Source organism: Pseudomonas sp. GL_117, assembly GCF_057835125.1.
In genome coordinates this window covers 490,006-514,173 of record NZ_CM174418.1, presented here as the reverse complement: position 1 = coordinate 514,173, position 24,168 = coordinate 490,006, and the positions used below count along the sequence as shown (strand labels likewise).

The 24,168-nt window shown below is 63.6% G+C and carries 24 protein-coding genes; 22 read left to right on the top strand and 2 right to left on the bottom strand.

Going from position 1 to position 24,168, the window contains the following annotated elements; translation table 11 throughout:
* Positions 1-50: 50 nt before the first annotated feature.
* The 3 genes from mscK to trxC are packed head-to-tail and all read left to right on the top strand — an operon-like array spanning position 51 to position 5,361.
* Positions 51-3,389, top strand: a complete 3,339-nt coding sequence (gene mscK / locus AC3ISR_RS02225; protein ID WP_192298312.1) for a mechanosensitive channel MscK — start codon at positions 51-53, stop codon at positions 3,387-3,389.
* A gap of 48 nt (positions 3,390-3,437) precedes the next feature.
* On the top strand, positions 3,438-4,901 hold the full coding sequence (gene selO / locus AC3ISR_RS02220; protein ID WP_463983859.1) for a protein adenylyltransferase SelO: 1,464 nt from the start codon (positions 3,438-3,440) through the stop codon (positions 4,899-4,901).
* Positions 4,902-4,926: 25 nt separating this feature from the next.
* The gene (gene trxC / locus AC3ISR_RS02215) at positions 4,927-5,361 is read left to right on the top strand and encodes a thioredoxin TrxC (RefSeq protein ID WP_192298314.1); all 435 of its coding nucleotides are present in this window, start codon (positions 4,927-4,929) and stop codon (positions 5,359-5,361) included.
* 100 nt (positions 5,362-5,461) lie between these two features.
* Here the strand turns inward: trxC and AC3ISR_RS02210 are convergent, their stop codons facing one another.
* Together AC3ISR_RS02210 and AC3ISR_RS02205 are read right to left on the bottom strand one after the other, a co-directional pair.
* Complete coding sequence (locus AC3ISR_RS02210; protein ID WP_192298315.1) at positions 5,462-5,677, bottom strand: DUF6124 family protein; 216 nt, start codon at positions 5,675-5,677, stop codon at positions 5,462-5,464.
* 453 nt (positions 5,678-6,130) lie between these two features.
* Positions 6,131-6,901, bottom strand: a complete 771-nt coding sequence (locus tag AC3ISR_RS02205; protein WP_071482694.1) for a ParA family protein — start codon at positions 6,899-6,901, stop codon at positions 6,131-6,133.
* A 348-nt stretch (positions 6,902-7,249) separates the two neighbouring features.
* Here AC3ISR_RS02205 and AC3ISR_RS02200 point away from each other — a divergent pair, with 348 nt between their 5' ends.
* The 19 genes from AC3ISR_RS02200 to AC3ISR_RS02110 are packed head-to-tail and all read left to right on the top strand — an operon-like array spanning position 7,250 to position 24,155.
* Positions 7,250-7,966, top strand: coding sequence for a beta-ketoacyl synthase chain length factor (locus AC3ISR_RS02200; RefSeq protein WP_463983858.1), 717 nt, complete (start codon positions 7,250-7,252; stop codon positions 7,964-7,966).
* On the top strand, positions 7,945-8,760 hold the full coding sequence (locus AC3ISR_RS02195) for a lysophospholipid acyltransferase family protein (RefSeq protein WP_192298317.1): 816 nt from the start codon (positions 7,945-7,947) through the stop codon (positions 8,758-8,760). Before AC3ISR_RS02200 ends, AC3ISR_RS02195 begins: the two co-directional genes overlap by 22 nt.
* Positions 8,735-9,007, top strand: a complete 273-nt coding sequence (locus AC3ISR_RS02190) for a phosphopantetheine-binding protein (protein WP_192298318.1) — start codon at positions 8,735-8,737, stop codon at positions 9,005-9,007. The genes AC3ISR_RS02195 and AC3ISR_RS02190 overlap by 26 nt, the downstream gene beginning before the upstream one ends.
* A gap of 9 nt (positions 9,008-9,016) precedes the next feature.
* Positions 9,017-9,271 (top strand): acyl carrier protein, encoded by a 255-nt coding sequence (locus AC3ISR_RS02185; protein WP_003209389.1) that lies wholly within the window; start codon positions 9,017-9,019, stop codon positions 9,269-9,271.
* Positions 9,268-9,813, top strand: a complete 546-nt coding sequence (locus AC3ISR_RS02180) for a COG4648 family protein (RefSeq protein WP_463983857.1) — start codon at positions 9,268-9,270, stop codon at positions 9,811-9,813. The genes AC3ISR_RS02185 and AC3ISR_RS02180 overlap by 4 nt, the downstream gene beginning before the upstream one ends.
* Positions 9,810-11,480 carry an ApeI family dehydratase gene (locus AC3ISR_RS02175; RefSeq protein WP_463983856.1) on the top strand — a complete coding sequence of 557 codons (1,671 nt, stop codon included), beginning with the start codon at positions 9,810-9,812 and terminating at the stop codon, positions 11,478-11,480. The genes AC3ISR_RS02180 and AC3ISR_RS02175 overlap by 4 nt, the downstream gene beginning before the upstream one ends.
* A gap of 17 nt (positions 11,481-11,497) precedes the next feature.
* Positions 11,498-12,232, top strand: coding sequence for a glycosyltransferase family 2 protein (locus AC3ISR_RS02170; RefSeq protein WP_463983855.1), 735 nt, complete (start codon positions 11,498-11,500; stop codon positions 12,230-12,232).
* On the top strand, positions 12,229-13,164 hold the full coding sequence (locus tag AC3ISR_RS02165; RefSeq protein ID WP_192298322.1) for a lysophospholipid acyltransferase family protein: 936 nt from the start codon (positions 12,229-12,231) through the stop codon (positions 13,162-13,164). The genes AC3ISR_RS02170 and AC3ISR_RS02165 overlap by 4 nt, the downstream gene beginning before the upstream one ends.
* Positions 13,148-14,689, top strand: coding sequence for an HAL/PAL/TAL family ammonia-lyase (locus AC3ISR_RS02160; RefSeq protein WP_226455553.1), 1,542 nt, complete (start codon positions 13,148-13,150; stop codon positions 14,687-14,689). The genes AC3ISR_RS02165 and AC3ISR_RS02160 overlap by 17 nt, the downstream gene beginning before the upstream one ends.
* The gene (locus AC3ISR_RS02155; RefSeq protein ID WP_192298324.1) at positions 14,682-15,107 is read left to right on the top strand and encodes an acyl-CoA thioesterase; all 426 of its coding nucleotides are present in this window, start codon (positions 14,682-14,684) and stop codon (positions 15,105-15,107) included. Before AC3ISR_RS02160 ends, AC3ISR_RS02155 begins: the two co-directional genes overlap by 8 nt.
* Before the next feature lie 29 nt (positions 15,108-15,136).
* Positions 15,137-15,790 (top strand): outer membrane lipoprotein carrier protein LolA, encoded by a 654-nt coding sequence (locus tag AC3ISR_RS02150; protein ID WP_192298593.1) that lies wholly within the window; start codon positions 15,137-15,139, stop codon positions 15,788-15,790.
* Positions 15,774-18,092, top strand: coding sequence for an MMPL family transporter (locus AC3ISR_RS02145; RefSeq protein ID WP_463983854.1), 2,319 nt, complete (start codon positions 15,774-15,776; stop codon positions 18,090-18,092). The genes AC3ISR_RS02150 and AC3ISR_RS02145 overlap by 17 nt, the downstream gene beginning before the upstream one ends.
* A gap of 33 nt (positions 18,093-18,125) precedes the next feature.
* Positions 18,126-19,373, top strand: coding sequence for an NAD(P)/FAD-dependent oxidoreductase (locus AC3ISR_RS02140; RefSeq protein WP_318652592.1), 1,248 nt, complete (start codon positions 18,126-18,128; stop codon positions 19,371-19,373).
* Positions 19,370-20,104: a class I SAM-dependent methyltransferase gene (locus AC3ISR_RS02135; protein WP_463983853.1), complete on the top strand. Its 735-nt coding sequence runs from the start codon at positions 19,370-19,372 to the stop codon at positions 20,102-20,104. Before AC3ISR_RS02140 ends, AC3ISR_RS02135 begins: the two co-directional genes overlap by 4 nt.
* Positions 20,101-20,583: a hypothetical protein gene (locus AC3ISR_RS02130; protein WP_192298326.1), complete on the top strand. Its 483-nt coding sequence runs from the start codon at positions 20,101-20,103 to the stop codon at positions 20,581-20,583. The genes AC3ISR_RS02135 and AC3ISR_RS02130 overlap by 4 nt, the downstream gene beginning before the upstream one ends.
* Complete coding sequence (locus AC3ISR_RS02125; RefSeq protein WP_192298327.1) at positions 20,580-21,746, top strand: beta-ketoacyl-[acyl-carrier-protein] synthase family protein; 1,167 nt, start codon at positions 20,580-20,582, stop codon at positions 21,744-21,746. The genes AC3ISR_RS02130 and AC3ISR_RS02125 overlap by 4 nt, the downstream gene beginning before the upstream one ends.
* On the top strand, positions 21,743-22,204 hold the full coding sequence (locus tag AC3ISR_RS02120; protein WP_192298328.1) for a hotdog family protein: 462 nt from the start codon (positions 21,743-21,745) through the stop codon (positions 22,202-22,204). The genes AC3ISR_RS02125 and AC3ISR_RS02120 overlap by 4 nt, the downstream gene beginning before the upstream one ends.
* Positions 22,201-22,929: a 3-oxoacyl-ACP reductase FabG gene (gene fabG / locus AC3ISR_RS02115; RefSeq protein ID WP_226455547.1), complete on the top strand. Its 729-nt coding sequence runs from the start codon at positions 22,201-22,203 to the stop codon at positions 22,927-22,929. Before AC3ISR_RS02120 ends, fabG begins: the two co-directional genes overlap by 4 nt.
* Positions 22,929-24,155, top strand: coding sequence for a beta-ketoacyl-ACP synthase (locus tag AC3ISR_RS02110; protein WP_463983851.1), 1,227 nt, complete (start codon positions 22,929-22,931; stop codon positions 24,153-24,155). The genes fabG and AC3ISR_RS02110 overlap by 1 nt, the downstream gene beginning before the upstream one ends.
* Positions 24,156-24,168 lie beyond the last annotated feature (13 nt).

Sequence of the window (24,168 nt, the reverse complement as noted above, 5' to 3'; positions counted from 1 at the left end):
ACTGCGGGGCGACAACACCCCCGATTCTTCACCTTGCTCGACCGGTCTCTATGCCAATCCTGCGCTCGTTTCTCGCCACTGCCCTGCTGGGCCTGACCCTTTGTGTCGGCACCGTTCACGCGGCCGACCCGCCCAGCGCCGACGCCATCCAGCAAACCCTGGACAAGCTGCCCGACCGCAAGCTGCCCGACGCCGACATGAAGGCCTTGCAGACCATCCTGCAACAGACCCTGACGTACCTGGGCAACAAGCAGGATTACGAGCAGCGTCTGGTGGACCTCAAGCGCCAGCTGGGCGACGCGCCGCGCCAGACCGCCGAAAACCAGCGTGAACTGACCCGGCTCAAGGCCACCAAGGTCATCCCGGTGGCCCAGCGCTACGCCAGCCTGCCGGTGCCGCAGCTCGAACAATTGCTGGTGCAGCGCACCACCCAGCAAGGCGACCTGCAAAAAGAGCTGGCCGAAGCCAACAGCCTGAGCATCGCCGCCCAGACCCGCCCCGAGCGCGCCCAGACCGAAATCAGCAACAGCCAGACGCGCATCCTGCAGATCAACTCGACCCTCAAGGCTGGCAAAGACAACGGCAAGACCCTCAGCGCCGACCAGCGCAACCAGCTCAACGCCGAACTTGCCGCGCTCAACGCGCTGATCCCGCTGCGCCGCCAGGAACTGGCCGGCAACAGCCAACTGCAAGACCTGGGCAACAGCCAGCATGACCTGGTGATGGAAAAGACCGCGCGCCTGGAACAAGAGATCCAGGACCTGCAAACCCTGATCAACCAGAAACGTCTGGCACAGTCGCAACAGACCGTCACCCAGCAATCCATCGAAGCGCAGAAAGCCGGGGGCAGCAGCCTGCTGGCCACCGAAAGCGCGGCCAACCTGAAGCTGTCCGACTACCTGCTCAAAAGCACCGACCGCCTCAACGACCTGACCCAGAAAAACCTGCAGACCAAGCAGCAACTGGACACCGTGACCCAGAGCGATGCCGCCCTGGACGAGCAGATCAACGTGCTCAAGGGCAGCCTGCTGCTGTCCAAGATCCTCTACAAACAGAAGCAGGCCCTGCCGCGCCTCACCGTGGACCGCGACCTGGCGGACGACATCGCCAACATTCGCCTGTACCAGTTCGAGGTCAACCAACAGCGTGAGCTGATCAGTTCCCCGAGCGCGTATGTGGATAACCTGCTGGCGAACCAGTCGCCGGAAGACGTCACCCCGCAACTGCGCCGCACCCTGCTGGAACTGGCGATCACCCGCAGCGACCTGCTGGAGCGCCTTAGCCGTGAGCTGAGTGCGCTGCTGAATGAATCGATCACCCTGCAACTCAACCAGAAACAACTGCTGAGCACCGCCACCACCTTGCGCGCGACGCTGGATGAGCAGATGTTCTGGATCCCCAGCAACAAGCCGCTGGACACCGAGTGGCTGGAAACCGTACCGGCGAACCTGAGCAAGCAAATCACCACCCTGCCCTGGGCTTCCAGCGTCAGCGAGTTGTATGACGGCCTGACCCAGCGGCCGCTGCTGTTCCTGCCGTTGCTGCTGTTGATCGGCGCACTGCTGTGGCGGCGTAAAAACCTGTATCAGCGTCTGAACAAAGTCCATCAGGACATCGGCCACTTCAAGCGCGACAGCCAGTGGCATACGCCCCAGGCGATCCTGATCAATATCCTGCTGGCGATGCCGGTATCCCTGGGCCTGGCGCTATGCGGCTATGCCTTGCAGATCGACGCCCGCGGGCAAAACGCCAACCTGGGCGCTGCGCTGTTGCAGATCGCCCAGGCGTGGATGGTGTTCTACACCGCCTATCGCATCCTGGCGCCCGGCGGCGTGGCGGAGCTGCACTTTCGCTGGGAGAAACCCCAGGTCGAGTTCCTGCAAGGCTGGGTGCGCAAACTCGGCCTGGTGGTACTGGCCCTGGTGGCCGTGGTGGCCATCGCCGAGCACCAACCGGCGGCGCTGGCCGACGATGTGCTGGGCATCGGCGTGGTGCTGCTGTGCTACGCCTTGATGGCCTGGCTGCTGGGCCGCCTGTTGCTGCATAGCCCCACGCACGAAAAGGCCTCGCTGTTCCGCAAAACCGTGGGCGTGCTGTTTACCGCGCTGCCCATCGCACTGTTTATCGCCGTGTGCTTCGGCTACTACTACACCGCGCTCAAGCTCAGCGACCGCTTGATCAACACCCTGTACCTGCTGATGTTCTGGCTGGTGATCGAAGCCACTTTCGTCCGTGGCCTGGGTGTTGCCGCACGGCGCCTGGCCTATGCCCGCGCCCTGGCCAAACGCCAGGCGGCCAAGGAAGCCGGCGACGGCGAAGCGGTGATCGAAGAACCGACCCTGGACATCGAGCAGGTCAACGAACAGTCGATGCGCCTGATCCGCCTGGCCCTGCTCGGCGGCTTCATCGCGGCGCTGTACTGGGTGTGGAAGGACCTGATCACGGTGTTCTCCTACCTGGACAACGTGACCCTCTACGAATACACCAGCGGCACAGGTGCCAATATCAGCATGGTGCCCATCAGTATCGGCGACTTGCTGGGGGCTTCGATCATTGTCGGCATTACCTTTGCCCTGGCACGCAACCTGCCGGGCTTGCTGGAAGTGTTGGTGCTGTCCAAGCTGGACCTGGCCCAGGGCAGCGCGTACGCGACGACCACATTGCTCTCCTACGTGATTGCCGGCGTCGGCTTTGTGTCTACGCTGTCCACCCTCGGCGTGAGCTGGGACAAGTTGCAATGGCTGGTGGCGGCGCTGTCGGTGGGGTTGGGCTTCGGCATGCAGGAGATCTTCGCCAACTTTATCTCCGGCATCATGATCCTGTTCGAACGCCCGGTGCGGATCGGCGACACCATCACCATCGGCAACCTGTCGGGCACGGTGAGCAAGATCCGCATCCGCGCCACCACGATCACCGACTTTGACCGCAAGGACATCATCGTCCCGAACAAGACCTTCATCACCGGGCAGTTGATCAACTGGTCGCTGACCGACACCATCACCCGTGTGACCCTGAAACTGGGCGTGGACTACGGCTCGGATCTGGATCTGGTGAAGGAATTGCTGCTCAAGGCCGCCCGGGAAAACCCACGGGTGCTGAAGGAACCGGAACCTCATGTCTACTTCCTCAACTTCGGCGAAAGCACCCTCGACCACGAACTGCGCATGCACGTGCGCGACCTCGGTGACCGCAACCCGGTGATCGACGAGGTGAACCGCTTTATCAACCGCGAGTTCAAGAACCACCACATCAACATCTCGTTCCGCCAGATGGAGGTCTACCTCAAGAACCTCCACGGCCAGGAATACAAACTGGTGGAAGTCGACAGCCCGGCCAAGCCCGCCAACGACGGCGGCGTCACCGAACCGCCGCCGAGCAAACTCGACTAACCGCGTTATCCCCAGCAGAATGCTCGGACATTCTGCTGGAGATGGCCGGTGAAAGCCCTCGACGAACTGACCTTCGACAATCGCTTCGCACGCTTGGGCGACGCGTTCTCAACCCACGTTTTGCCCGAACCCCTCGATGCCCCCCGACTGGTGGTCGCAAGCCCTGCCGCCATGGCCCTGCTCGACCTCGACCCGGCCGAGGCCGAAACACCGGTGTTCGCCGAACTGTTCGGCGGGCACAAGCTGTGGGCAGAAGCGGAGCCGCGGGCGATGGTCTATTCCGGGCATCAGTTCGGCGGCTATACCCCGCAGCTCGGTGATGGACGGGGCTTGCTGCTGGGCGAGGTGTACAACGCCGCCGGCGAGCACTGGGACCTGCACCTCAAGGGCGCCGGGCAGACGCCCTACTCGCGCATGGGCGATGGGCGTGCGGTACTGCGCTCTTCGATTCGTGAATTCCTCGCCTCTGAAGCGCTGCATGCGCTGGGCATCCCGAGCAGTCGTGCACTGTGCGTGATCGGCTCCGACACCCCGGTGTGGCGCGAGAAACAGGAACATGGCGCGATGGTCTTGCGCATGGCGCCCAGCCATATCCGCTTTGGGCATTTCGAATACTTTTACTACACCAAAAAGCCCGAGCAGCAGGCGCTTTTGGCCGAGCACGTACTGAATCTTCACTACCCTGAATGCCGCGAACAGCCTGAGCCGTACCTGGCGATGTTCCGTGAAATCGTCGAGCGCAACGCCGAGCTGATTGCCAAATGGCAGGCCTATGGCTTCTGCCACGGGGTGATGAACACCGACAACATGTCGATCCTGGGCATCACCTTCGACTTTGGGCCGTTTGCCTTCCTGGATGATTTTGACGCGCACTTCATCTGCAACCATTCGGATCATGAAGGGCGTTACTCCTTCAGCAACCAGGTGCCGATCGGCCAGTGGAACCTGAGCGCATTGGCGCAGGCATTGACGCCGTTTATCAGTGTGGATGCGTTGAAAGAAGCGCTTGGCCTGTACCTGCCGCTGTATCAGGCGAACTACCTGGACTTGATGCGCCGCCGGCTGGGCCTCACCACCGCTGAAGATGACGACCAGAAACTGGTGGAGCGCCTGCTGAAGCTGATGCAGAACAGCGGCGTGGATTACACCCTGTTCTTCCGCCGCCTTGGCGATGAGTCGGCGGCGCTGGCCGTGGCGAAGCTGCGTGATGATTTTGTCGACATGGCCGGGTTTGACGCCTGGGCCGACCTGTACAAGGCCCGCGTTGAACGGGACGGGGATTACAGCCAGGAACAGCGCCGCGCACGGATGCACGCGGTGAACCCGCTGTACCTCCTGCGCAACTACCTGGCGCAGAACGCCATCACCGCTGCCGAGTCCGGGGACTACAGTGAAGTGCAGCGGCTGCATGAGGTGCTGAGCAAGCCGTTTGAAGAACAGCCGGGGATGGAGCAATACGCGCAGCGGCCGCCGGATTGGGGTAAACATTTGGAGATTAGTTGTTCGTCGTAACCTTTCAATTACTGTAGGAGCCCTCATGTCCAACCCTCTCGTCATCCCCTGCCCTCACTGCAACGGCCTCAACCGCATCCCCGGCGAACGCCTGGGCGACGCGCCCAAGTGCGGGCGCTGCAAGCAGCCAGTCTTACTGAGCAAGCCTTTCGAGCTGAAGCAAGGCGACTACGCCAGCCAGATCAAAGGAGACTTGCCGCTGCTGGTGGACGTGTGGGCCGACTGGTGTGGGCCCTGCAAATCCTTTGCGCCGGTGTTTGAGCAGGCGGCGGGGCAACTGGAGGGTAAGTGCCGGTTGGCCAAACTGGACAGTGAGGCCAATCAGCAGCTGTCGGCGCAGTTGGGGATTCGTTCGATTCCTAGCTTGATCCTGTTCAAGAACGGCCGCGAAGTGGCGCGCCAGAGCGGGGCGTTCCCGTTGCCGCAGTTGATGGCCTGGCTGCGCAGCCAGGGCGTGTAACTCGGTCGAAATGTGGGAGCTGGCTTGCCTGCGATGACAGTGTTGAATTCACTACAGCTATCGCAGGCAAGCCAGCTCCCACATTGATCGCATTGCAGGTTCAGGCCAGTGGGGCTTCGCGGTCCATCATCTGGCCGACCAGCAGCACGCCCAGTTCGCTCAATTGGTGGATCGCCAAGGCCACGTCGCGGTGTTCGCCGGTGAGGTCGTTGGACAGGTTGAGCAGCAGGGTGCGCACGGAAGAGAAGGTTTCGTAGCTGTTGAGCACGAGGGTTTCGGTGGGGAGGTTGGGGGTGACGCAATAAACATTAGCCATGGATCGTCTCCTAAATGGAGCTGCAACCGACCGCTACTAAACAGAGGGTGGCAGCTGTACGCAGGTTAGTAGACCGGGAGACGCAACCGGCGCGCTCGAAAGCGCCCTCCGTACAGCCACCATAAAATGGAGAATTGCTGTACGCCTCAACACGGGCTACTAAACCCGATCACTGAACATTCAGCGACCGGCGAACCTTAAGAGACACCCCTCCAGACGCACAAGCCGGCGGATTCTGGCGTACGCGTAGGCAACGATACAAGGCTCATGCCCTATTGCCAGACCTGTCCTACAGCCTCTGTGGGACAAATCCAAATCCCTCTGCCGGAATGCAAAACAAATGTGGGAGCGGGCTTGCTCGCGAATGCGGTGGGCCAGTCAAAATACCTGTGACTGATACACCGCATTCGCGAGCAAGCCCGCTCCCACAGGGATTTTCAGTGATCTGTCAGATCAGGCGTTTTCCAGCAAGTTATGCAACTCCACAAACTGCTGGGTCAGCTTGTGCCGTGGGTCCAGGTGGATCAGCGGTTTGCTCTCCTGGTGCGACTCACGCATGCGCACGGAGCTGGCCAGGTACACCGGCAGCACCGGCAACCCCTCGGCAATCAACTCGTCGAGCATCTGCTGCGGCAGGCTCGCCCGGGCCTGGAACTGGTTGACCACGATGCCTTCCACTTCAAGGCCTTCGTTGTGGTCTTCCTTCAACTCTTCGATTTCCGCCAGCAGGCCGTACAGGGCCTGGCGCGAAAAACTGTCGCAATCGAAGGGGATCAGCACGCGATCAGCGGCAATCAGCGCTGAAACCGCATAAAAATTCAGGGCTGGCGGGGTGTCCAGGTAAATCCGGTCGTAGTCTTCGCTCAGCTCGTCCAACAACTTTCGCAGCTTGTTGATCTTGTGCTTGGCCTCAAGCTTGGGCTGCAAGTCCGCCAGCTCGGCGGTGGCGGTGATCACGTGGAGGTTATCGAAGGGGGTTTCGTAGATGTCCACCTGGTTTTTCTTGGAAAACGGCCCGGAAGACAGGGTTTGCTTGAAGAAATCCGCGATCCCCATGGGGATGTCGTTGCCGGTCAGCCCGGTGAGGTACTGGGTTGAATTGGCTTGTGCATCGAGGTCCACCAACAGGGTTCGATAGCCTTCGCTGGCGCTGACTGCCGCCAGGTTGCAGGCGATGCTGGACTTGCCCACACCGCCTTTTTGATTGAACACCACACGCCGCATGGAAAAACCTCCGTGTATCAATGAATGTCCGAGTGTAGAGGGCAAAAGCGCCTGTTAGCTACCTCGTTCATCCATGCATTGCTGCATCACGGGCGATTGGCGCGCGGACTGTCATCCATCGCCGACAAATGAAACAGAACGAACCGACAATCCAACCGGACCTGCGGTAACGGACAATCTGTAAATCTTTCCAACACATTTGTAATCAGCCTTGAACAATTCATTACCAAAGTTTGCTAGAACTCCACGGCACCGGGATAATGCGCGCCATTCGGCCATTGCTCCCTGTCCCGGTATTCGGGGCCAACAGCCGCACATGGAAGCCCGCAGGGGCGGGATAACCTCTCAGTGATCAATTTCAATATCGCCCAATGGCGGGCCTGGGCCCCAGGTCTCGAAAGCGCGCAGGACTGGCACACCTGGTGCCAGGCCCCGGTGTTGCTGCCAGCCAGCGAAGCCTCCCCCGATGTGTCGTTCCTGCCGGCCATGCAGCGCCGTCGCCTCAGCCGCCTGGCGCGCATGGCGTTCAGCGTCGGCTGGCCATTGGCCGAAGGCCTGCAGGATCTGCCGCTGGTGTTCATCTCCCGGCATGGCGAAACCCCGCGCACCCTCGACATCCTCAGCGACCTGGCCAACGACCAGCCCCTGTCGCCGACCCAGTTCAGCCTGTCGGTGCATAACGCGGTGATTGGCCTGTGGTCGATCCTGCGCAATGAAACCAGCGAAATGACCGCCCTCGCCGCCGCCGGCGATGGCCTGGAGCACGGCGTGCTCGAAGCCGCCGCGCTGCTCAACGAAGGCGCCCCGGCGGTGTTGCTGGTGATCACCGAAGAACAGCCGCCCGCCGCCTACGCCAGCTGGATCAAAGACGTGCCATTCCCCTACGCCCTCGGCCTGTTGCTGACACCGGGCGACGAGTGGCAGCTGGAACTGCACACCGGCACTGTCCAACCCACTCAAACCCAGTGGCCCCACGCCCTGAACCTGCTGCGCACCCTGCTCACCGAGCAGGGCGCCTGCCAACATGCCTGGAAGAACCGCGTATGGAACTGGCAACGCAAGTAATGACCGACAAGCCACGGCAGGCCTACTACTGGCGCCTGTTCGCGACCGCCATCAGCTTCCTGACCTTTGGCATCGGCGGCCTGTGCCTGCGTTTGCTGGTATTCCCGCTGCTCAGTTGCCTGCCGGGCGATGCCAAGCAGCATCAACGGCGCGCCCGCCACACCATCAGTTGCCTGTTCTGGTTTTTCATTCGCCTGATGTACCGCCTGGGCATCCTCACCTACAGCGTCGAAGGTGCGGAAAAACTCGGCCGCCCAGGCCAGATGATCGTCGCCAACCACCCGTCGCTGATCGATGTGGTGTTTCTGATCGGCCTGATGCGCCAGACCAACTGCGTGGTCAAGCAGAGCCTGTTCCAGAACCCGTTCATGCGCGGCCCGGTGCGCGACGCGGGCTACATCAGCAATGACGGCAGCGCCGACATGCTCGACGCCGCCGCCGACGCCCTGCGCGACGGCCAGACCCTGATCATTTTCCCCGAAGGCACCCGCACCACACCCGGTGCCGCGCCCGCCTTTCATCGCGGCGCCGCCGCCATTGCCCTGCGCGGTGCGACAATCGTCACCCCGGTGGTGATCAAGGTCAGCCCCACGACCCTGACCAAGGCCGAACCCTGGTATCGCATCCCAAAACGCCGCTTTCACTTCAGTTTGCGCGTGGGTGCCGATATAGAACCACAGGCGTTCGCCACACTGGGGCCCGCGCCCCAGGCTTCACGCAAGCTCAACGATTACCTGCACGACTATTTTATTAAGGAGCTCGCCGAAGATGAGCAACCGAGACACACGCCTTGAGCAAGAAATAAAGGCGCTGATCATCGAGGCCCTGGGCCTTGAAGACATCAGCGTCGACGACATCGGTAGCGACCAAACCCTGTTCGGCGAAGGCCTGGGCCTGGACTCGGTAGACGCCCTGGAGTTGGGCCTGGCGATCCAGAAAAAGTACGGCATCAAGATCGATGCCGACGCCAAGGACACCCGCAATCACTTCACCGACGTGGCCAGCCTTGCGGCGTTCGTCACGGCCCGACAGGCAGCTTGAGACCGTACCATGCAAACTCGTGACGATATTTTCAACACCTTGCGCGATGCCCTGGTGGAACTGTTTGAACTGGAGCCGGAACGCGTCACCCTTGACGCCAACCTCTACCAGGACCTGGAAATCGACAGCATCGACGCGGTGGACTTGATCGACCATATCAAGCGCCAGACCGGCAAGAAAATCGCTGCCGAAGAGTTCAAGGCGGTGCGCACCGTGAACGACGTGGTTGAGGCGGTGTACCGTCTGGTCCAGCCCGCCGCATGAGCCGACTGATCGGCCTTGGCCTGTTGTTGGCGGGGCTGCTGTACCCCTTTGCGGTGTATTACGGCACCGAGCACTTTGCACCGTGGCAATTCGGCCTGCTGTTGGGCAGCCTGTGGCTGTTGCGCGCAATGACCGGCGCGCGGCGTCCGGGCAGCCGCTGGATGGCATTGGCGGTGATCGTGTTCTGCCTGCTGTTGGTCTGGTTCGACAACCCGCACTTGCTGCGCTGGTATCCGAGTCTGGTCAGCGCATTCATGCTGGCGCTGTTCGGCCTGAGCCTGAAATACGGCCCGCCGATGGTCGAGCGCCTGGCGCGCATGACCGATCCGCAACTGCCACCCCACGCGATTGTGTATACGCGCCAGGTCACCGTGGTCTGGAGCGCGTTTTTTCTAGGTAATGGCCTGCTCGCCGCCGCCCTCACCCTATGGGCGCCACTGAGCTGGTGGACGTTGTACAACGGCCTGATCGCCTACGGATTGATGGGGCTGTTGTTTGCCGTGGAATGGCTGGTACGACAAAGGGTTCGAGGCCGCGTATGAATGGGTTGAAACTTGAGCAGTTGCTGCTTGAGCCGCTGGAACAGCGTCCGGTCACGACCGAACCTGCAATGAATCACGCCCAGCTGTGGGAGCAATCCCTGAGCCTGGCCGCGGGCCTGCAAGCGCGTGGTATCCAGCACGTCGCCGTGCACCTGGAAGACGCCGGCCTGCTGGCGATCGCCCTGCTGGGTGCCTGGCGAGCCGGTGTCGGCGTACTGCTGCCCGCCGACCTGCAACCGCAAACCCGCCAACGCTGGGACGCAGCCGTCGACGCCTGGTTGACCGAAGTCGCGGACCTCGACGCCCTGTATCAGGCGCCGTTGAGCGCTGCGGCGCTGGATCTGGATACCTGCCAACTGAGCCTGTGCACCTCTGGTTCCAGCGGCGAACCCAAGCGCATCGACAAGACCCTGCGCCAACTGGCCAACGAAGTCGACGCCCTGGAAACCCTGTGGGGCGCAGACCTGAAAGACGCCTGCATCATCGGCAGCGTCGCCACCCAGCATATCTACGGGTTGCTGTTCCGCGTGCTGTGGCCCCTGTGTGCCGGGCGTACCTTTGTGCGCAAGCAACTGGCCTTTCCCGAGGACTTACAGCGCGCCAGCCGCGAACACCCACAATTCGCCTGGGTTGCCAGCCCGGCGCTGCTCAAGCGCATGGGCGACAACCTCGACTGGCCGGCGCTGAGCCAGGTGGCGCGGGTGTTTTCCTCCGGCGGTGCCTTGCCCATCGAGGCCGCTGGCGAATTGTACGACCGCTTGCAGCAATGGCCGACGGAAATCCTCGGCAGCTCGGAAACCGGCGGCATCGCCTGGCGCCAGGGCGCACAGCCCTGGCAGCCGTTCGCCGACGTGGCGCTGAGCCAGGACGCCGACGGTGCCCTGCGTATCGCCTCGCCCTATTTGCCCGCCGGGCATGTCGAACAGACCGCCGACGCCGCGCGCATCCATGCCGATGGCCGCTTCGAACTGCTCGGGCGCCTGGACCGCATCGTCAAGCTGGAAGAAAAACGCATCTCCCTGCCCATGCTCGAACAGGCGCTGATGGCCCACCCGTGGGTCGCCGAAACCCGCCTGGGCGTGGTCCAGGAAAACCGCGCCTCCCTCGGCGCGCTGGTGGTGCTGAGCGCCGAAGGCCTGCATGCCCTGCGCAATCAAGGCCGTCGTGCGCTCACCCAAACCCTGCGCCAGCACCTGAGCCAACACTGCGAAGCCTTGGCGCTGCCGCGTCGCTGGCGTGTGCTGCACCAGTTACCCCTCAACAGCCAAGGCAAACTGCCCCAGGCCCAGGTCGAGGCGTTGCTGCTGGCCCCACGGCCAAAAGCCCCGCAAGTGCTGGAACAAATCGAAGCCGACGGCGAATGGACCTTGCAACTGAGCATCCCGCCGGACCTGGCCTACTTCAGCGGCCACTTCCCGGTCACGCCGGTATTGCCGGGCGTAGTGCAGATCGAATGGGCGTTCAACCTCGGCCAGCAACTGCTCGACCTGCCCACGACCTTTGCCGGGATGGAAGTGCTCAAGTTCCAGCAACTCGTACGGCCGGGCGACCACATCCAACTGCACCTGCGCTTTGATCAGGAGCGCAGCAAGCTGTACTTCGCCTACCGCAATGGCGAGGCGGCCTGCTCCAGTGGGCGGATTTTGCTGGAGAAACCAAGTGAATAAGCTTCTGTGGGCAAACCATGCATAACCCCTGCGCCCTGATCCCGGTCTACAACCACGAAGCTGCCGTGCCCGCCGTGGTCCAGAGCCTGCTGAACAGCGGCCTGCCCTGCCTGCTGGTGGACGACGGCAGCAGCCCGGCCTGTGCGGCGGTGCTGGCACAACTGGCAAGCCTGGACAACGTCACCTTGCTGACCTTGCCGAACAACCAGGGCAAGGGCGGCGCGGTCATGGCCGGTTTCCGTGAAGCCGCACGCCTGGGCTTCAGCCACGCCCTGCAAGTGGACGCCGACGGCCAGCACGACCTGCGTGAAGTCGAGACCTTCCTCGACGCCTCGCGCACTCACCCCGACGCCGTCATCTGCGGCTACCCCGAATACGACGAGAGCGTGCCCAACGGACGGCTGTACGCGCGCTACCTGACCCACGTGTGGGTGTGGATCAACACCCTGTCGCTGCAGATCCGCGACTCGATGTGCGGCTTTCGCGTGTACCCGCTGGCCCCCACGCTGGCACTGATGGACTCGGCCTACATCGGCACGCGCATGGATTTCGACTCCGACATCCTGGTGCGCCTGGCCTGGCGCAACCAGCCAATGCGCTGGCTGCCGACCCAAGTGCATTACCCGGCTGATGGCCTGTCGCATTTCCGCCTGCTGCGCGACAACGTGCGTATCTCGGCGATGCACACCCGCTTGTTCTTCGGCATGCTGGTGCGTGCGCCGATGATCCTGTGGCGACGGTGGCAGGCATGAGCGACAGCGCCAAGCACTGGGCCGACCGCGAGGAGCGCGGCAGCTTCCTGCTGATGAAACTCACCGCGTTCGCCGCCAAGGTTCTTGGCCGCCGCGTGCTGAGCCCGTTGCTGTACGCCATCGTCCTGTACTTCTACTTGTTCGGCCGCACTGCGCGCCAGAGCGCCTGGCAATACCAGCAGCGCCTGGCCGACTGGAGCGGGCGTGACGAGCTGCGCCCGACCCAGCGCAAAGTCTTCGGCCAGTTCATGGCCTTCGCCGACTCCCTGCTCGACAAGCTCGACGTGTGGAACGGCAAGCTGCGCCTGGAGCAGATCGAGATCAACGATCCGGCCAAGTTACGCGGGCAACTGCGCGGCGAGCGCGGGCAAATGCTGGTGGGTGCACACCTGGGCAACCTCGAAGTGTGCCGCGCCCTCGCCGAAATCGGCGAGCAAGTGACCATGAACGTGCTGGTGCACACCAAGCACGCCGAACAATTCAACCGCCTGCTCGGGGAAGCCGGGGCGACCCACTTGCGCCTGATCCAGGTCAGCGAGCTGGACCCGGCCACCATGCTGCTGCTCAGTCAGCGCCTGGATGACGGCGAGTGGCTGGCCATCGCCGGCGATCGCGTGCCACTGCATGGCGGGCGCACGGTACGCGTGGACTTCCTCGGCCACGATGCCGCCTTCCCCCAAGGCCCGTGGCTGCTGGCCGGCTTGCTCAAATGCCCGGTGAACCTGCTGATGTGCCTCAAGCACCAAAGCCGCTATCGCCTGACCATCGAGCCGTTCACGCCGTTGATCGAATGGAAACGTAATACCCGCGAGCAGGTCATAGCCCTGTGGACCGCGCGTTACGCCGCACGCCTGGGTCAGTTCTGCCTGGAAGCGCCCCAACAATGGTTCAACTTTTACCCTTTCTGGAAGACCGATGACGACGCATCTTGAGCCGGTAACCTTTGGCGAACGCGCCTTGCGCATCGAAGACGTGCTGGCCCTGGCCAACCGTCAGGCGCCCACCCAATTGCAGGGCGATGCCGCCTATCGCCAGCGCATCGCCAAGGGCGCGCAGTTCCTCGACTCGCTGCTGGACAAGGAAGGCGTGATCTACGGCGTGACCACCGGCTACGGCGACTCGTGCGTGGTGGCCGTGCCGTTGCAGCACGTCGAAGCGTTGCCCCGCCACCTGTACACCTTCCACGGTTGCGGCCTGGGCAAGCTGCTCGACGCCCAAGCCACCCGCGCCGTGCTGGCTGCGCGTTTGCAGTCGCTGTGCCACGGCGTGTCCGGGGTACGCGTGGAACTGCTGGAGCGCCTGCATGCGTTCCTCGAACACGACGTGCTGCCGCTGATCCCGGAAGAAGGTTCGGTGGGCGCCAGCGGTGATCTGACGCCGCTGTCCTACGTGGCCGCGACCTTGTCCGGTGAACGTGAAGTGATGTTCCGTGGCGAACGCCGCCAGGCCGCCGACGTGCACCGTGAGCTGGGCTGGGACCCGCTGGTGTTGCGCCCCAAGGAAGCCCTGGCGCTGATGAACGGCACCGCCGTGATGACCGGCCTCGCCTGCCTGGCCTTCGCCCGCGCCGACTACCTGCTGCAACTGGCCACGCGCATCACCGCGCTGAACGTGGTGGCGCTGCAAGGCAACCCGGAACACTTCGACGAACGCCTGTTCGCCGCCAAGCCGCACCCGGGGCAGATGCAAGTCGCCGCCTGGCTGCGCAAGGACCTGGCGATCGACGCGCCGACTGCACCGCTGCATCGCTTGCAGGACCGCTACTCGCTGCGCTGCGCCCCCCACGTGTTGGGCGTGCTGGCCGACAGCCTGAACTGGCTGCGTTCGTTCATCGAAATCGAACTGAACAGTGCCAACGACAACCCGATCATCGACGCCGAAGAGGAACGCGTGCTGCACGGCGGCCACTTCTACGGCGGCCATATCGCCTTCGCCATGGACAGCCTCAAGACCCTGGTAGCCAACGTCGCCGACCTGCTCGACCGCCAGCTCGCACTGCTGGTGGACGTGCGTTACAACCACGGCCTGCCGAGCAACCTGTCCGGCGCCCCCAAGGACCGCGCGATGATCAACCACGGCTTCAAGGCCGTGCAGATCGGCACCAGCGCCTGGACCGCCGAAGCGTTGAAAAACACCATGCCGGCCAGCGTGTTCTCGCGCTCCACCGAATGCCATAACCAAGACAAAGTGAGCATGGGCACCATCGCCGCCCGCGATGCGATCCGCGTGCTGGAGCTGACCGAACAGGTCGCCGCCGCCACCTTGCTCGCCGCCAACCAAGGCGTTTGGCTACGCGCCCAGGCCGAAGACGCCCGGCCGTTGCCGCCAGCCCTGGCCGCGATGCACGAACAACTGGCCCAAGACTTCCCGCCAGTGATCGAAGACCGCGCCCTCGAAGGCGAACTGCGCCTGTGCCTGCAGCGCATTGCCGCACAACACTGGAGGCTGCATGCGTAGCCCGGGCGTGCTGCATTGCGACACCGAGATCCTCGTGCCGTTTTTCGACGTCGACACCATGAACGTCGTCTGGCACGGGCATTACGTGAAGTACCTGGAAGTGGCGCGCTGCGCGCTGCTCGACAAGCTCGGCCACAACTACACGCAGATGCTCGCGTCGGGCTACGCGTGGCCGGTGATCGACATGCAACTGCGCTACGTGCGCGGCGCCGTGTTTGGCCAGACCATCAACGTGCGTGCCAGCCTGGTGGAGTGGGAGAACCGTTTGAAGGTCAATTACCTGATCACCGACCTGGCCAGCGGCGAGCGCCTGACCCGCGCGAGCACGGTGCAAGTGGCGGTGGAAATCGCCAGCCGTGAGATGCAACTCGCTTCCCCAAAAATATTCACAGACGCCGTCGAGAGAGCCTTGAAATGAGATCCCCTGTGGGAGCGGGCTTGCCCGCGATGGACGTCAACGATAACGCGAACCGCCTGACACTGCGCAGCGCCCTCAGGCTCATCGCGGGCAAGCCCGCTCCCACCTTTTTGATCGGGTTGTTCCTGAGCTTTAGTGCACACGCCTTCGACTTGCAGCAACTCAGCGACCAACTCGCCAAACCCTCGGTGATCCACGGCAGCTTCACCCAGGAAAAACACCTGCGCGCCCTGCCCCAGCCGCTGGTCAGCAAAGGCACCTTCGTGCTCGCCAAGGACCACGGCCTGCTATGGCTGCTCAAAACCCCGCTGCAACAGGACTACCGCATCAGCGCCCAGGGCATTGCCCGCCGCGACGCCAACGGTTGGCAGCCGCTGCCGAACAAGAGCGCCGGTGCCGAGCAGAATCGCCTGTTCCTCGCCGTGCTTCAGGGCGACAGCAGCGGCTTGCAACGCGACTTCGAACTGCAACTGCAAGGCGAAGCCAACGACTGGAAACTGACCCTGATCCCACGCTCGCTGCTGTTAAAACAAGTCTTCACCCAGATCAATATCGACGGTGGCGAGCTGGTGCAAAACATCGAGCTGCTGGAAACCCAGGGCGACAGCACCCTACTGCGCATGCAAGACAGCACCGCAGCCTTGCCCCTGAGCGACGCGGAGCAACATGACTTTGCCCAGTGAGCGCCTGCTGCCGCGCCTGTTCCTGATCCTGCTGGTGGCCGTGCTGGCCCTGGCCGGTTGGCAGTGGCGCCATGGCGCGCCGTTGTCGGCCAACCTGATGGAACTGGTGCCGGGCAACACGCCGGACGCGCTCGAACAAAAAGCCGAACAGCGCATGCAAGAGCCGCTGAACCGCGAAATGCTGGTGCTGGTCGGGCATGCCGACCGCCAGCAAGCGGTGGCCGTGGCGCAACAGTTGGGCGAGCGCTGGCAGGCCAGCGGGCTGTTTGAAAAGGTCCAGTGGAACCTGCAAGCGGACCTGCCGGCGCTGCGCGAGCAACTGCTGCGCGGGCGCCTGGCGATGCTCTCGGCCAAGGACCGCGAACAACTGATCGAACAGCCCGACGCGTTTATCCAGCAACGTGTGCAAGCGCTGTTCGACCCCTTCACCGGCTTCAGCCTGGTGCCGAGCCAGGACGATTGGCTGGGCCTGACCGGGCGCATCCAGAACAGCCAGCCGCAGCACGGCGCGGTGCAGTTGGACATTGGCAGCGGCGCGTTGATCGCCGACGCCGATGGCAAGAGCTGGGTGCTGCTTCGCGCGCGCACCACCGGCAATGCCTTCGACATGAAATTGCCGCTGCAAGTGGCGGACCTGCTCCAAACCAGCCGTGCACAGGCCAGCGAGCAAGGCGCCCAGCTACTCGCCGCCAGCGGCCTGCTCTATGCGGCCAACGGTCAGCAGCAAGCCACGCGGGAGATCACCTGGGTCGGCGGTGGCGCCACCGTGGGCATCCTGCTGTTGCTGTTGCTCGCGTTTCGCCGCTGGCGCGTGCTGCTGGCGTTTGTGCCGGTGCTGGTGGGCATGCTGTTTGGCGCGGTGGCCTGTGTGGCGCTGTTCGGCCACATGCATGTAATGACCCTGGTGCTGGGCTCCAGCCTGATCGGCGTGGCGGTGGATTACCCGCTGCACTACCTGTCGAAAAGCTGGAGCCTGAAACCCTGGCGCAGCTGGCCAGCCTTGCGCCTGACGCTACCGGGGCTGAGCCTGAGCCTGGCCACCAGTTGCATCGGCTACCTGGCCCTGGCCTGGACACCGTTCCCGGCGCTGACCCAGATCGCGGTGTTCTCCGCTGCCGGCTTGGTCGGCGCCTACCTGTCCGCCGTGTGTCTGTTGCCGGCGCTGCTCAAGGGCGTGGAACTGCGCCCGGCGCAGTGGCCGCTGCGCATCGCCGAATGCCTGTGGCTGGTGCGTGCCTCGCTGCTCAAGCGCGTACCCAGCCCGGCATTGCTGGCGCTGCTGTTGCTGTTTTGCGCCGGTGGACTGTGGCAACTCGACAGCAAAAACGATATTCGCCAGTGGATCGGCGCGCCGCCGCAATTGCTCCAAGAGGCCCAGGCCGTGGCGCGGATCACCGGGTTCCAGCCCACCAGCCAGTTCTTCCTGGTGCGCGCCGAGAACCAGCAGCAGTTGCTGGAGCGTGAAAGTGCCTTGGGCCAACGCCTGGATCAACTGGTGAACATGGACAAGCTCCAGGGCTACCTGGCGCTCAATCAACTGGTCAGCCTACCCGCCGAGCAACAACGGGTGCGCGATGCGCTGAACAACCTGCCCCAACACTGGCAACCGCTGCTGGACCTCGGCGTCCCCGTCGCTGCCCTGCAGGCCGAAGTCGCACAACTGCAAGCGCTGCCCACCCAAGACATCGACGCCGCACTGGCCGGGCCCCTGGCCGAGCCTTGGCGCACGCTGTGGTTGGGCCCGGTGGACGGCGGCGTGGCAGCGATGGTCAGCCTGCAGGGCCTGAACAACCCGGCGTTGCTGCGCGTGCAGGCCGTGGATTTGCCAGGGGTGCAACTGGTCGATCGCCTCGGCGAATTGAACCGGGTATTTGCCGACACGCAGATCAGCGCGGCCGAATTGAAATTGATGTCGTGCGTGCTGATCGTGTTGTTGCTGATCCTGCCGTTCGGCTTTGGCGGCGCCTTGCGCATCGTCGCGCTGCCGTTGCTCGCCGCGCTGTGCAGCCTGGCCAGCCTTGGTTGGCTGGGCCAGCCGCTGACCCTGTTCAGCCTGTTCGGCCTGCTGCTGGTCACGGCGATCAGCGTCGATTACGCGATCTTGATGCGCGAGCAGATCGGCGGCCCGGCGGTCAGCCTGTTGGGCACGCTGCTGGCGGCGTTGACGACCTGGTTGTCGTTCGGCCTGCTGGCCGTGTCCAGCACGCCGGCGGTAAGTAATTTCGGCCTATCGGTCAGCCTCGGCCTGGCATTCAGCTTTATGCTGGCGCCCTGGGCCGGGCAACAGAAGCACGCCTTATGAATGTGATTATCGCCAAAGTGGCAAGGAGCCCTCGTGCCCATAGTTGAAATGGAACGTCGCCAGGTGGTGGTGATCGGTGCCGGTCCGTCCGGGGCCATCGCCGCCGCGCTGCTAAAGCGCAAAGGGCATGATGTATTGATCATCGAGCGCCAGCATTTCCCACGGTTCTCGATCGGCGAAAGCCTGCTGTCGCACTGCATCGATTTCATCGAAGAAGCCGGCATGCTCGACGCCGTGCAGGCCGCCGGGTTCCAGGTAAAAACCGGCGCCGCGTTCGCCTGGGGCGAGCGCTATAGCGCATTTGATTTCAGCGATACGTTCAGCCACGGCAAGCCGACCACCTTCCAGGTGCAGCGCGGCGAGTTCGACAAGTTGCTGGCCGATCAGGCAGCGCTGCAAGGCGTGGACATCCGCTACGGCGAAACCATCGTCGGCGTCGATTTCAAAGGCGAGACCCACTACCTGCACGTGCGCCGCGAGAACGGCAGCGAGTACCACCTCAAGGCCAAGTTCGTGCTCGACGCCAGCGGCTACGGCCGCGTGCTGCCGCGCCTGCTGGACCTGGAAGCACCGTCGGATTTCCCGGTGCGCCAGGCGGTGTTCACCCATATCGAAGACCGCATCGAACACCCCGGTTTCGACCGCACCAAAATCCTCATCACCACCCACCCGACCCAGCGTGACATCTGGTTCTGGAGCATCCCGTTCAGCAACGGCCGCTGCTCGGTGGGCGTGGTCGCGGCCAAGGAGCATTTCGACGGCCGCGACAGCGACCTCGACGCATGCCTGCGCGGGTTCATCGACGAAACCCCAAGCCTGTCCACCGTGCTGCACAACGCCGTGTGGGATACGCCGGCGCGCACCATCGGCGGCTACTCGGCCAACGTCAAGACCCTGCACGGCCCGGGCTTCGCGCTGCTGGGCAATGCGGCGGAGTTCCTCGACCCGGTGTTCTCCTCCGGGGTGACCATCGCCATGCGTTCGGCGAGCATGGCTGCCGGCCTGTTGCATCGCCAATTGAAGGGCGAGGCGGTGGACTGGCAAACCGAATTCGCCGAGCCATTGAAGCGCGGTGTCGACACCTTCCGCTGCTATGTCGAAGGCTGGTACGCCGGGACTTTCCAGGACGTGATCTATCATCCGGACAGCTCGCCGGAGATCCGCCGGATGATCTGCTCGATCCTCGCCGGCTACGCGTGGGATGAGCGTAACCCGTTTGTCAGCGAGCCCAAGCGGCGCCTGCGGATGTTGTCGGAAATCTGTGCGAGTGAGCCGGTATGAGCAGTCAGTACCTGAGTAAAAACTACGTCGAAGAAACCAAGTTCGGCTTCTGGTTCCTGCGCAGCCACACCTGGCAGCACCACGTGTTGCGCGTGGCGATCAACGACCTGCGCAGCCTGTTCAGCGACCCGTTGCCGCCCGCGCCGGTGTTGCTCGACGCCGGCTGCGGCCAGGGCAAGTCGTTCCAGTACTTGCAGCAGGTGTTTGCGCCGCAGCGCCTGATCGGCCTGGATGCCGACCCTCACAGCCTCGCACTGAGCCAAGCCGAAGCGGCGCGCCAGGGCCTGTCCGTCGAGTTGATCGGCAGCGACTGCGCCACCCTCGATGTGCCGGACGCAAGCGTCGACATCCTGTTCTGCCACCAGACCTTCCACCACCTGGTCGAGCAGCACCGCGCGCTGAAAGAGTTCTACCGCGTGCTCAAGCCGGGCGGTTATCTGCTGTTTGCCGAGTCCACCGAAGCCTATATCGACACCTGGGTGATCCGCTGGCTGTTCCGCCACCCGATGCATGTGCAGAAAAGCGCCGAGCAATACTTGGAGATGCTCCGCGAGCAGGGTTTTGAATTCGGTCCGCAGAACGTCTCGTACCCGTATCTGTGGTGGAGCCGTTCCAGCGATTTCGGCCTGCTCGAACGCTGGGGCCTGCGCAAGGCGCCGCCGGTGGGGCAGCGCGAAGAAACCCTGGTCAACTGTGTGGCCCGCAAACCATTGGCGAGCACCGCCCCATGATGCGTCTGTTGCTGATCGGTTGCCTGTTGCTGCTGAGCGCCTGCGCCAGCCAGCTGCCGCTGCCGGAGAAAACCCCGGCCCTGGCGTTGCCGTTGCAATTGCATGTGCAGCGCCTGGCCGACGGCCAGAGCCAGGACTGGCTGTTGGTGATCCAGCGCGAAGGCGCTGGCATCCGCTGGTCGATGATGGACCCGCTGGGCATTCCCCAGGCCCGACAAAAACTGGTCGATGGCCAATGGCAGGCCGACGGCCTGCTGCCGCCCAATCCCCAGGCCCGCGAGCTGTTTGCCGCATTGCTGTTTGCCCTGGCTTCGGCGGATGAGGTGCGCACGCTGTACCCCAGCGCCCAGGCCATGGACCTGACGCGCACACTGCCGGGGCATTGGCAGATCATCTACCAGTCGTCCGAGGTGTTCAGCGTGAACATCAGCGGGCAGCCGTTGAGCTACCGCATCACCCCGCTCGGAGCCGCCCAATGACCGCCTACCTGAATGCCCTCGGCGTGATCTGCGCCCTCGGCCGTGGCCAGGCCGAAGTCAGCCGCAGCCTGTTTGCCGGTGACTGTTCGGGCATGCGCGCCGAAAGCGGCTGGGTGCCCGAACGCGTGTTGCCGGTGGGCAGCGTGCACGGCGAACTGGCAGCCATCCCGCTGGAATTGGGCCAGCAGAGCAGCCGCAATAACCAGCTGTTGCTGGAGGCGGCATTGCAGATCGAGGGCGAGATTCGCCAGGCAATCCACACCTATGGCCCGTCGCGGGTCGGCGTTGTGCTCGGCACCAGCACCTCGGGCATCGACGAGGCCAGTCGCGGCATCGCCCATTACCTGCGCGAACACCAGTTCCCCGGCGACTACGATTACCAGCAACAGGAACTCAGCGCCCCGGCGAATTTCCTTGCCGACTGGCTGCAACTGAGCGGCCCGGCCTATGTGATCTCGACTGCCTGCACCTCCAGCGCCCGCGCGTTGATGAGTGCCCAACGCCTGTTGGACCTGGGCGTGTGCGACGCCGTGATCTGCGGTGGCGTCGACAGCTTGTGCAAGCTGACGCTCAACGGCTTCAGTTCGCTGGAAGCGGTGTCGAACGAGCGCTGCAACCCGTTTTCGGTGAACCGCAACGGCATCAATATCGGCGAAGCCGCGGTGCTGTTCGTGATGAGTAAAGAACCGGCGCCGATTGCCCTGCTGGGCAGCGGCGCGAGTTGCGATGCACACCATATCTCCGCCCCCGAGCCCAGCGGCAAGGGCGCGTTGCAATCGATGCGCAAGGCCCTCGCCAGCGCGCAACTGACGCCTGAGCAGATCGGCTACCTGAACCTGCACGGCACCGCCACCCAGCACAACGACGCCATGGAGAGCCTGGCCGTGGCCAACCTGTTCCCCGGCGGCGTGCCCTGCTCGTCGACCAAACCCATGAGCGGCCACACCCTGGGGGCCGCCGGAGCGCTGGAAGCGGCATTCTGCTGGCTGAGCCTGACCCACGGCCAACTGCCGCCGCACCTCTGGGACGGCCAGCCCGATCCGGCGCTGCCCGCCCTGAAGTGGGCGCACCTGGGCGAAACCCTGGAAAAACCCCGCCTGATGAGCAATTCGTTTGCCTTCGGCGGCAACAACGTCAGCCTGATTATCGGAGAGGCCCCATGACCCCTTGGCCACTCGCCGAACTGCTGCCCCATGCCGGCGACATGATCCTGATCGATCAGGTGCTGTCGTTCGATGAAGAGCAGATTCACACCCGCCTCACCGTCACCCCCGGCGGCCTGTTCAACCGCCCGGACGGCAGCCTGCCGGCCTGGGTCGGCATCGAGCTGATGGCGCAAAGCGTCGCCGCCTATGCCGGCTGCCGCGCGCGCCAGAACGGCGAAGCGGTGGAACTGGGCTTCCTGCTCGGCACACGCAAGTTCGAGTGCAACGTGGAGCACTTCCCGGCGGGCGCCGAGCTGAAGATCCACGGCATACGCTCCCTGGAAGACGACAACGGCATGGGTGTGTTCGAATGCCACCTCACTGGTGACGGGATCCAGGCCAGTGCGCGCTTGAATGTATTTCGACCGCCCCAGGCGGCCAACTATTTAGATGAATCGAAGGACGTAACGCCATGACTGAATCCGTACTGGTCACCGGCTCCAGCCGTGGTATCGGCCGCGCCATTGCCTTGCGCCTGGCCCAGGCCGGCCACGACATCGTGCTGCACTGCCGCAGTGGCCGTGCCGAAGCCGACGCGGTGCAGGTCGAGGTCCAAGCCCTGGGCCGCAAGGCGCGGGTGCTGCAATTCGATGTGGCGGACCGCGCGGCCTGCAAGGCAATCCTTGAAGCGGACGTTGAGACACACGGCGCCTATTACGGCGTGGTGCTCAACGCCGGCCTGACTCGCGACGGCGCGTTCCCGGCCTTGTCGGAAGACGATTGGGACGTGGTGCTACGTACCAACCTCGACGGTTTCTACAACGTGCTGCACCCGGTAATGATGCCGATGATCCGCCGCCGCGCCGCTGGACGCATCGTCTGCATCACTTCGGTTTCCGGGCTGATCGGCAACCGTGGCCAGGTCAACTACAGCGCCTCCAAAGCCGGCCTGATCGGGGCCGCCAAAGCGTTGGCCATCGAGTTGGGCAAGCGCAAGATCACCGTCAACTGCGTCGCACCGGGCCTGATCGACACAGCGATGCTGGATGAAAACGTGCCGGTGGAAGAGTTGATGAAGATGATCCCGGCACAGCGCATGGGCACCCCGGAAGAGGTCGCCGGTGCGGTGAATTTCCTGATGTCGGCCGAGGCCGGTTATATCACCCGCCAGGTCCTGGCCGTGAACGGAGGCCTGTGCTGATGAAACGCGTAGTAGTGACCGGCATGGCCGGCATGACTTCCCTGGGCAGCGATTGGGCGACCATCTCGGCCAACTTCCGCGCCAACCGCAGCGGCATCCGGCGCATGGATGAGTGGGACCGTTTCACCGAATTGAACACGCGCCTGGCCGGGCCGATCGACGATTTTGTCGTGCCCGCCCACTGGACGCGCAAGCAACTGCGCAGCATGGGCCGTGTCTCGCGCTTTGCGGTGTGGGCGGCGGAGCAGGCGTTGCAGGACGCCGGTTTGCTGGGTGACGAGTCGATCAAGGATGGGCGCATGGGCGTGGCCTGCGGTTCGTCCACCGGCAGCACCGACGAGATCAAGGCATTCGGCAATATGCTGCTGAACTCGGTGGCCGAGGGCCTGAATGCCAACTCCTACGTACGCATGATGCCGCACACCACGGCGGCGAATATCAGCATCTTCTTTGGCCTGACCGGGCGGCTGATCCCCACGTCCAGCGCCTGCACCAGCGGCAGCCAGGGCATCGGGTATGCCTACGAGGCGATCAAGTTCGGCCGCCTGCCGTTGATGCTCGCCGGTGGCGCCGAGGAACTGTGCCCCACCGAAGCCATGGTGTTTGATGCGCTTTACGCCACCAGCCTGAAAAACGATGCGCCGCAGACCAGCCCACGCCCCTACGACAGCGGCCGCGATGGCCTGGTGATCGGCGAAGGCGGCGGCATGCTGGTGCTCGAAGAACTGGAACATGCGCTGGCGCGCGGTGCCCATATCCACGCGGAACTGGTCGGTTTCGGCAGCAACGCCGACGGCCAGCACACCACGCGCCCGGAACAGAAAACCATGCGCCGCGCCATGGAGCTGGCGCTTGAGGATGCAGGTTTGGAGCCGGCGGCCATCGGCTACGTCAACGGCCACGGCACCGCCACCGACCAAGGTGACGTCGCCGAGACCCTGGCCACCCACGCCTTGTTCGGCAGCCGCATGCCCATCAGTTCGCAGAAAAGTTTTCTCGGCCACACCTTGGGCGCGTGCGGCGCGCTGGAGTCGTGGTTCAGCATCGAGATGATGAACCGCAACCAGTACGTGCACACCTTCAACCTGGACGTGGTGGACCCGCAATGCGGTGAGCTCGATTACCTGCAAGGCGAGTTCCGCGAGATGCAGCACGACTACGTGATGAACAACAACTTTGCCTTTGGCGGCGTCAACACGTCGCTGATCTTCCGCCGCTGGTCCTGACTTTTTAATCGAT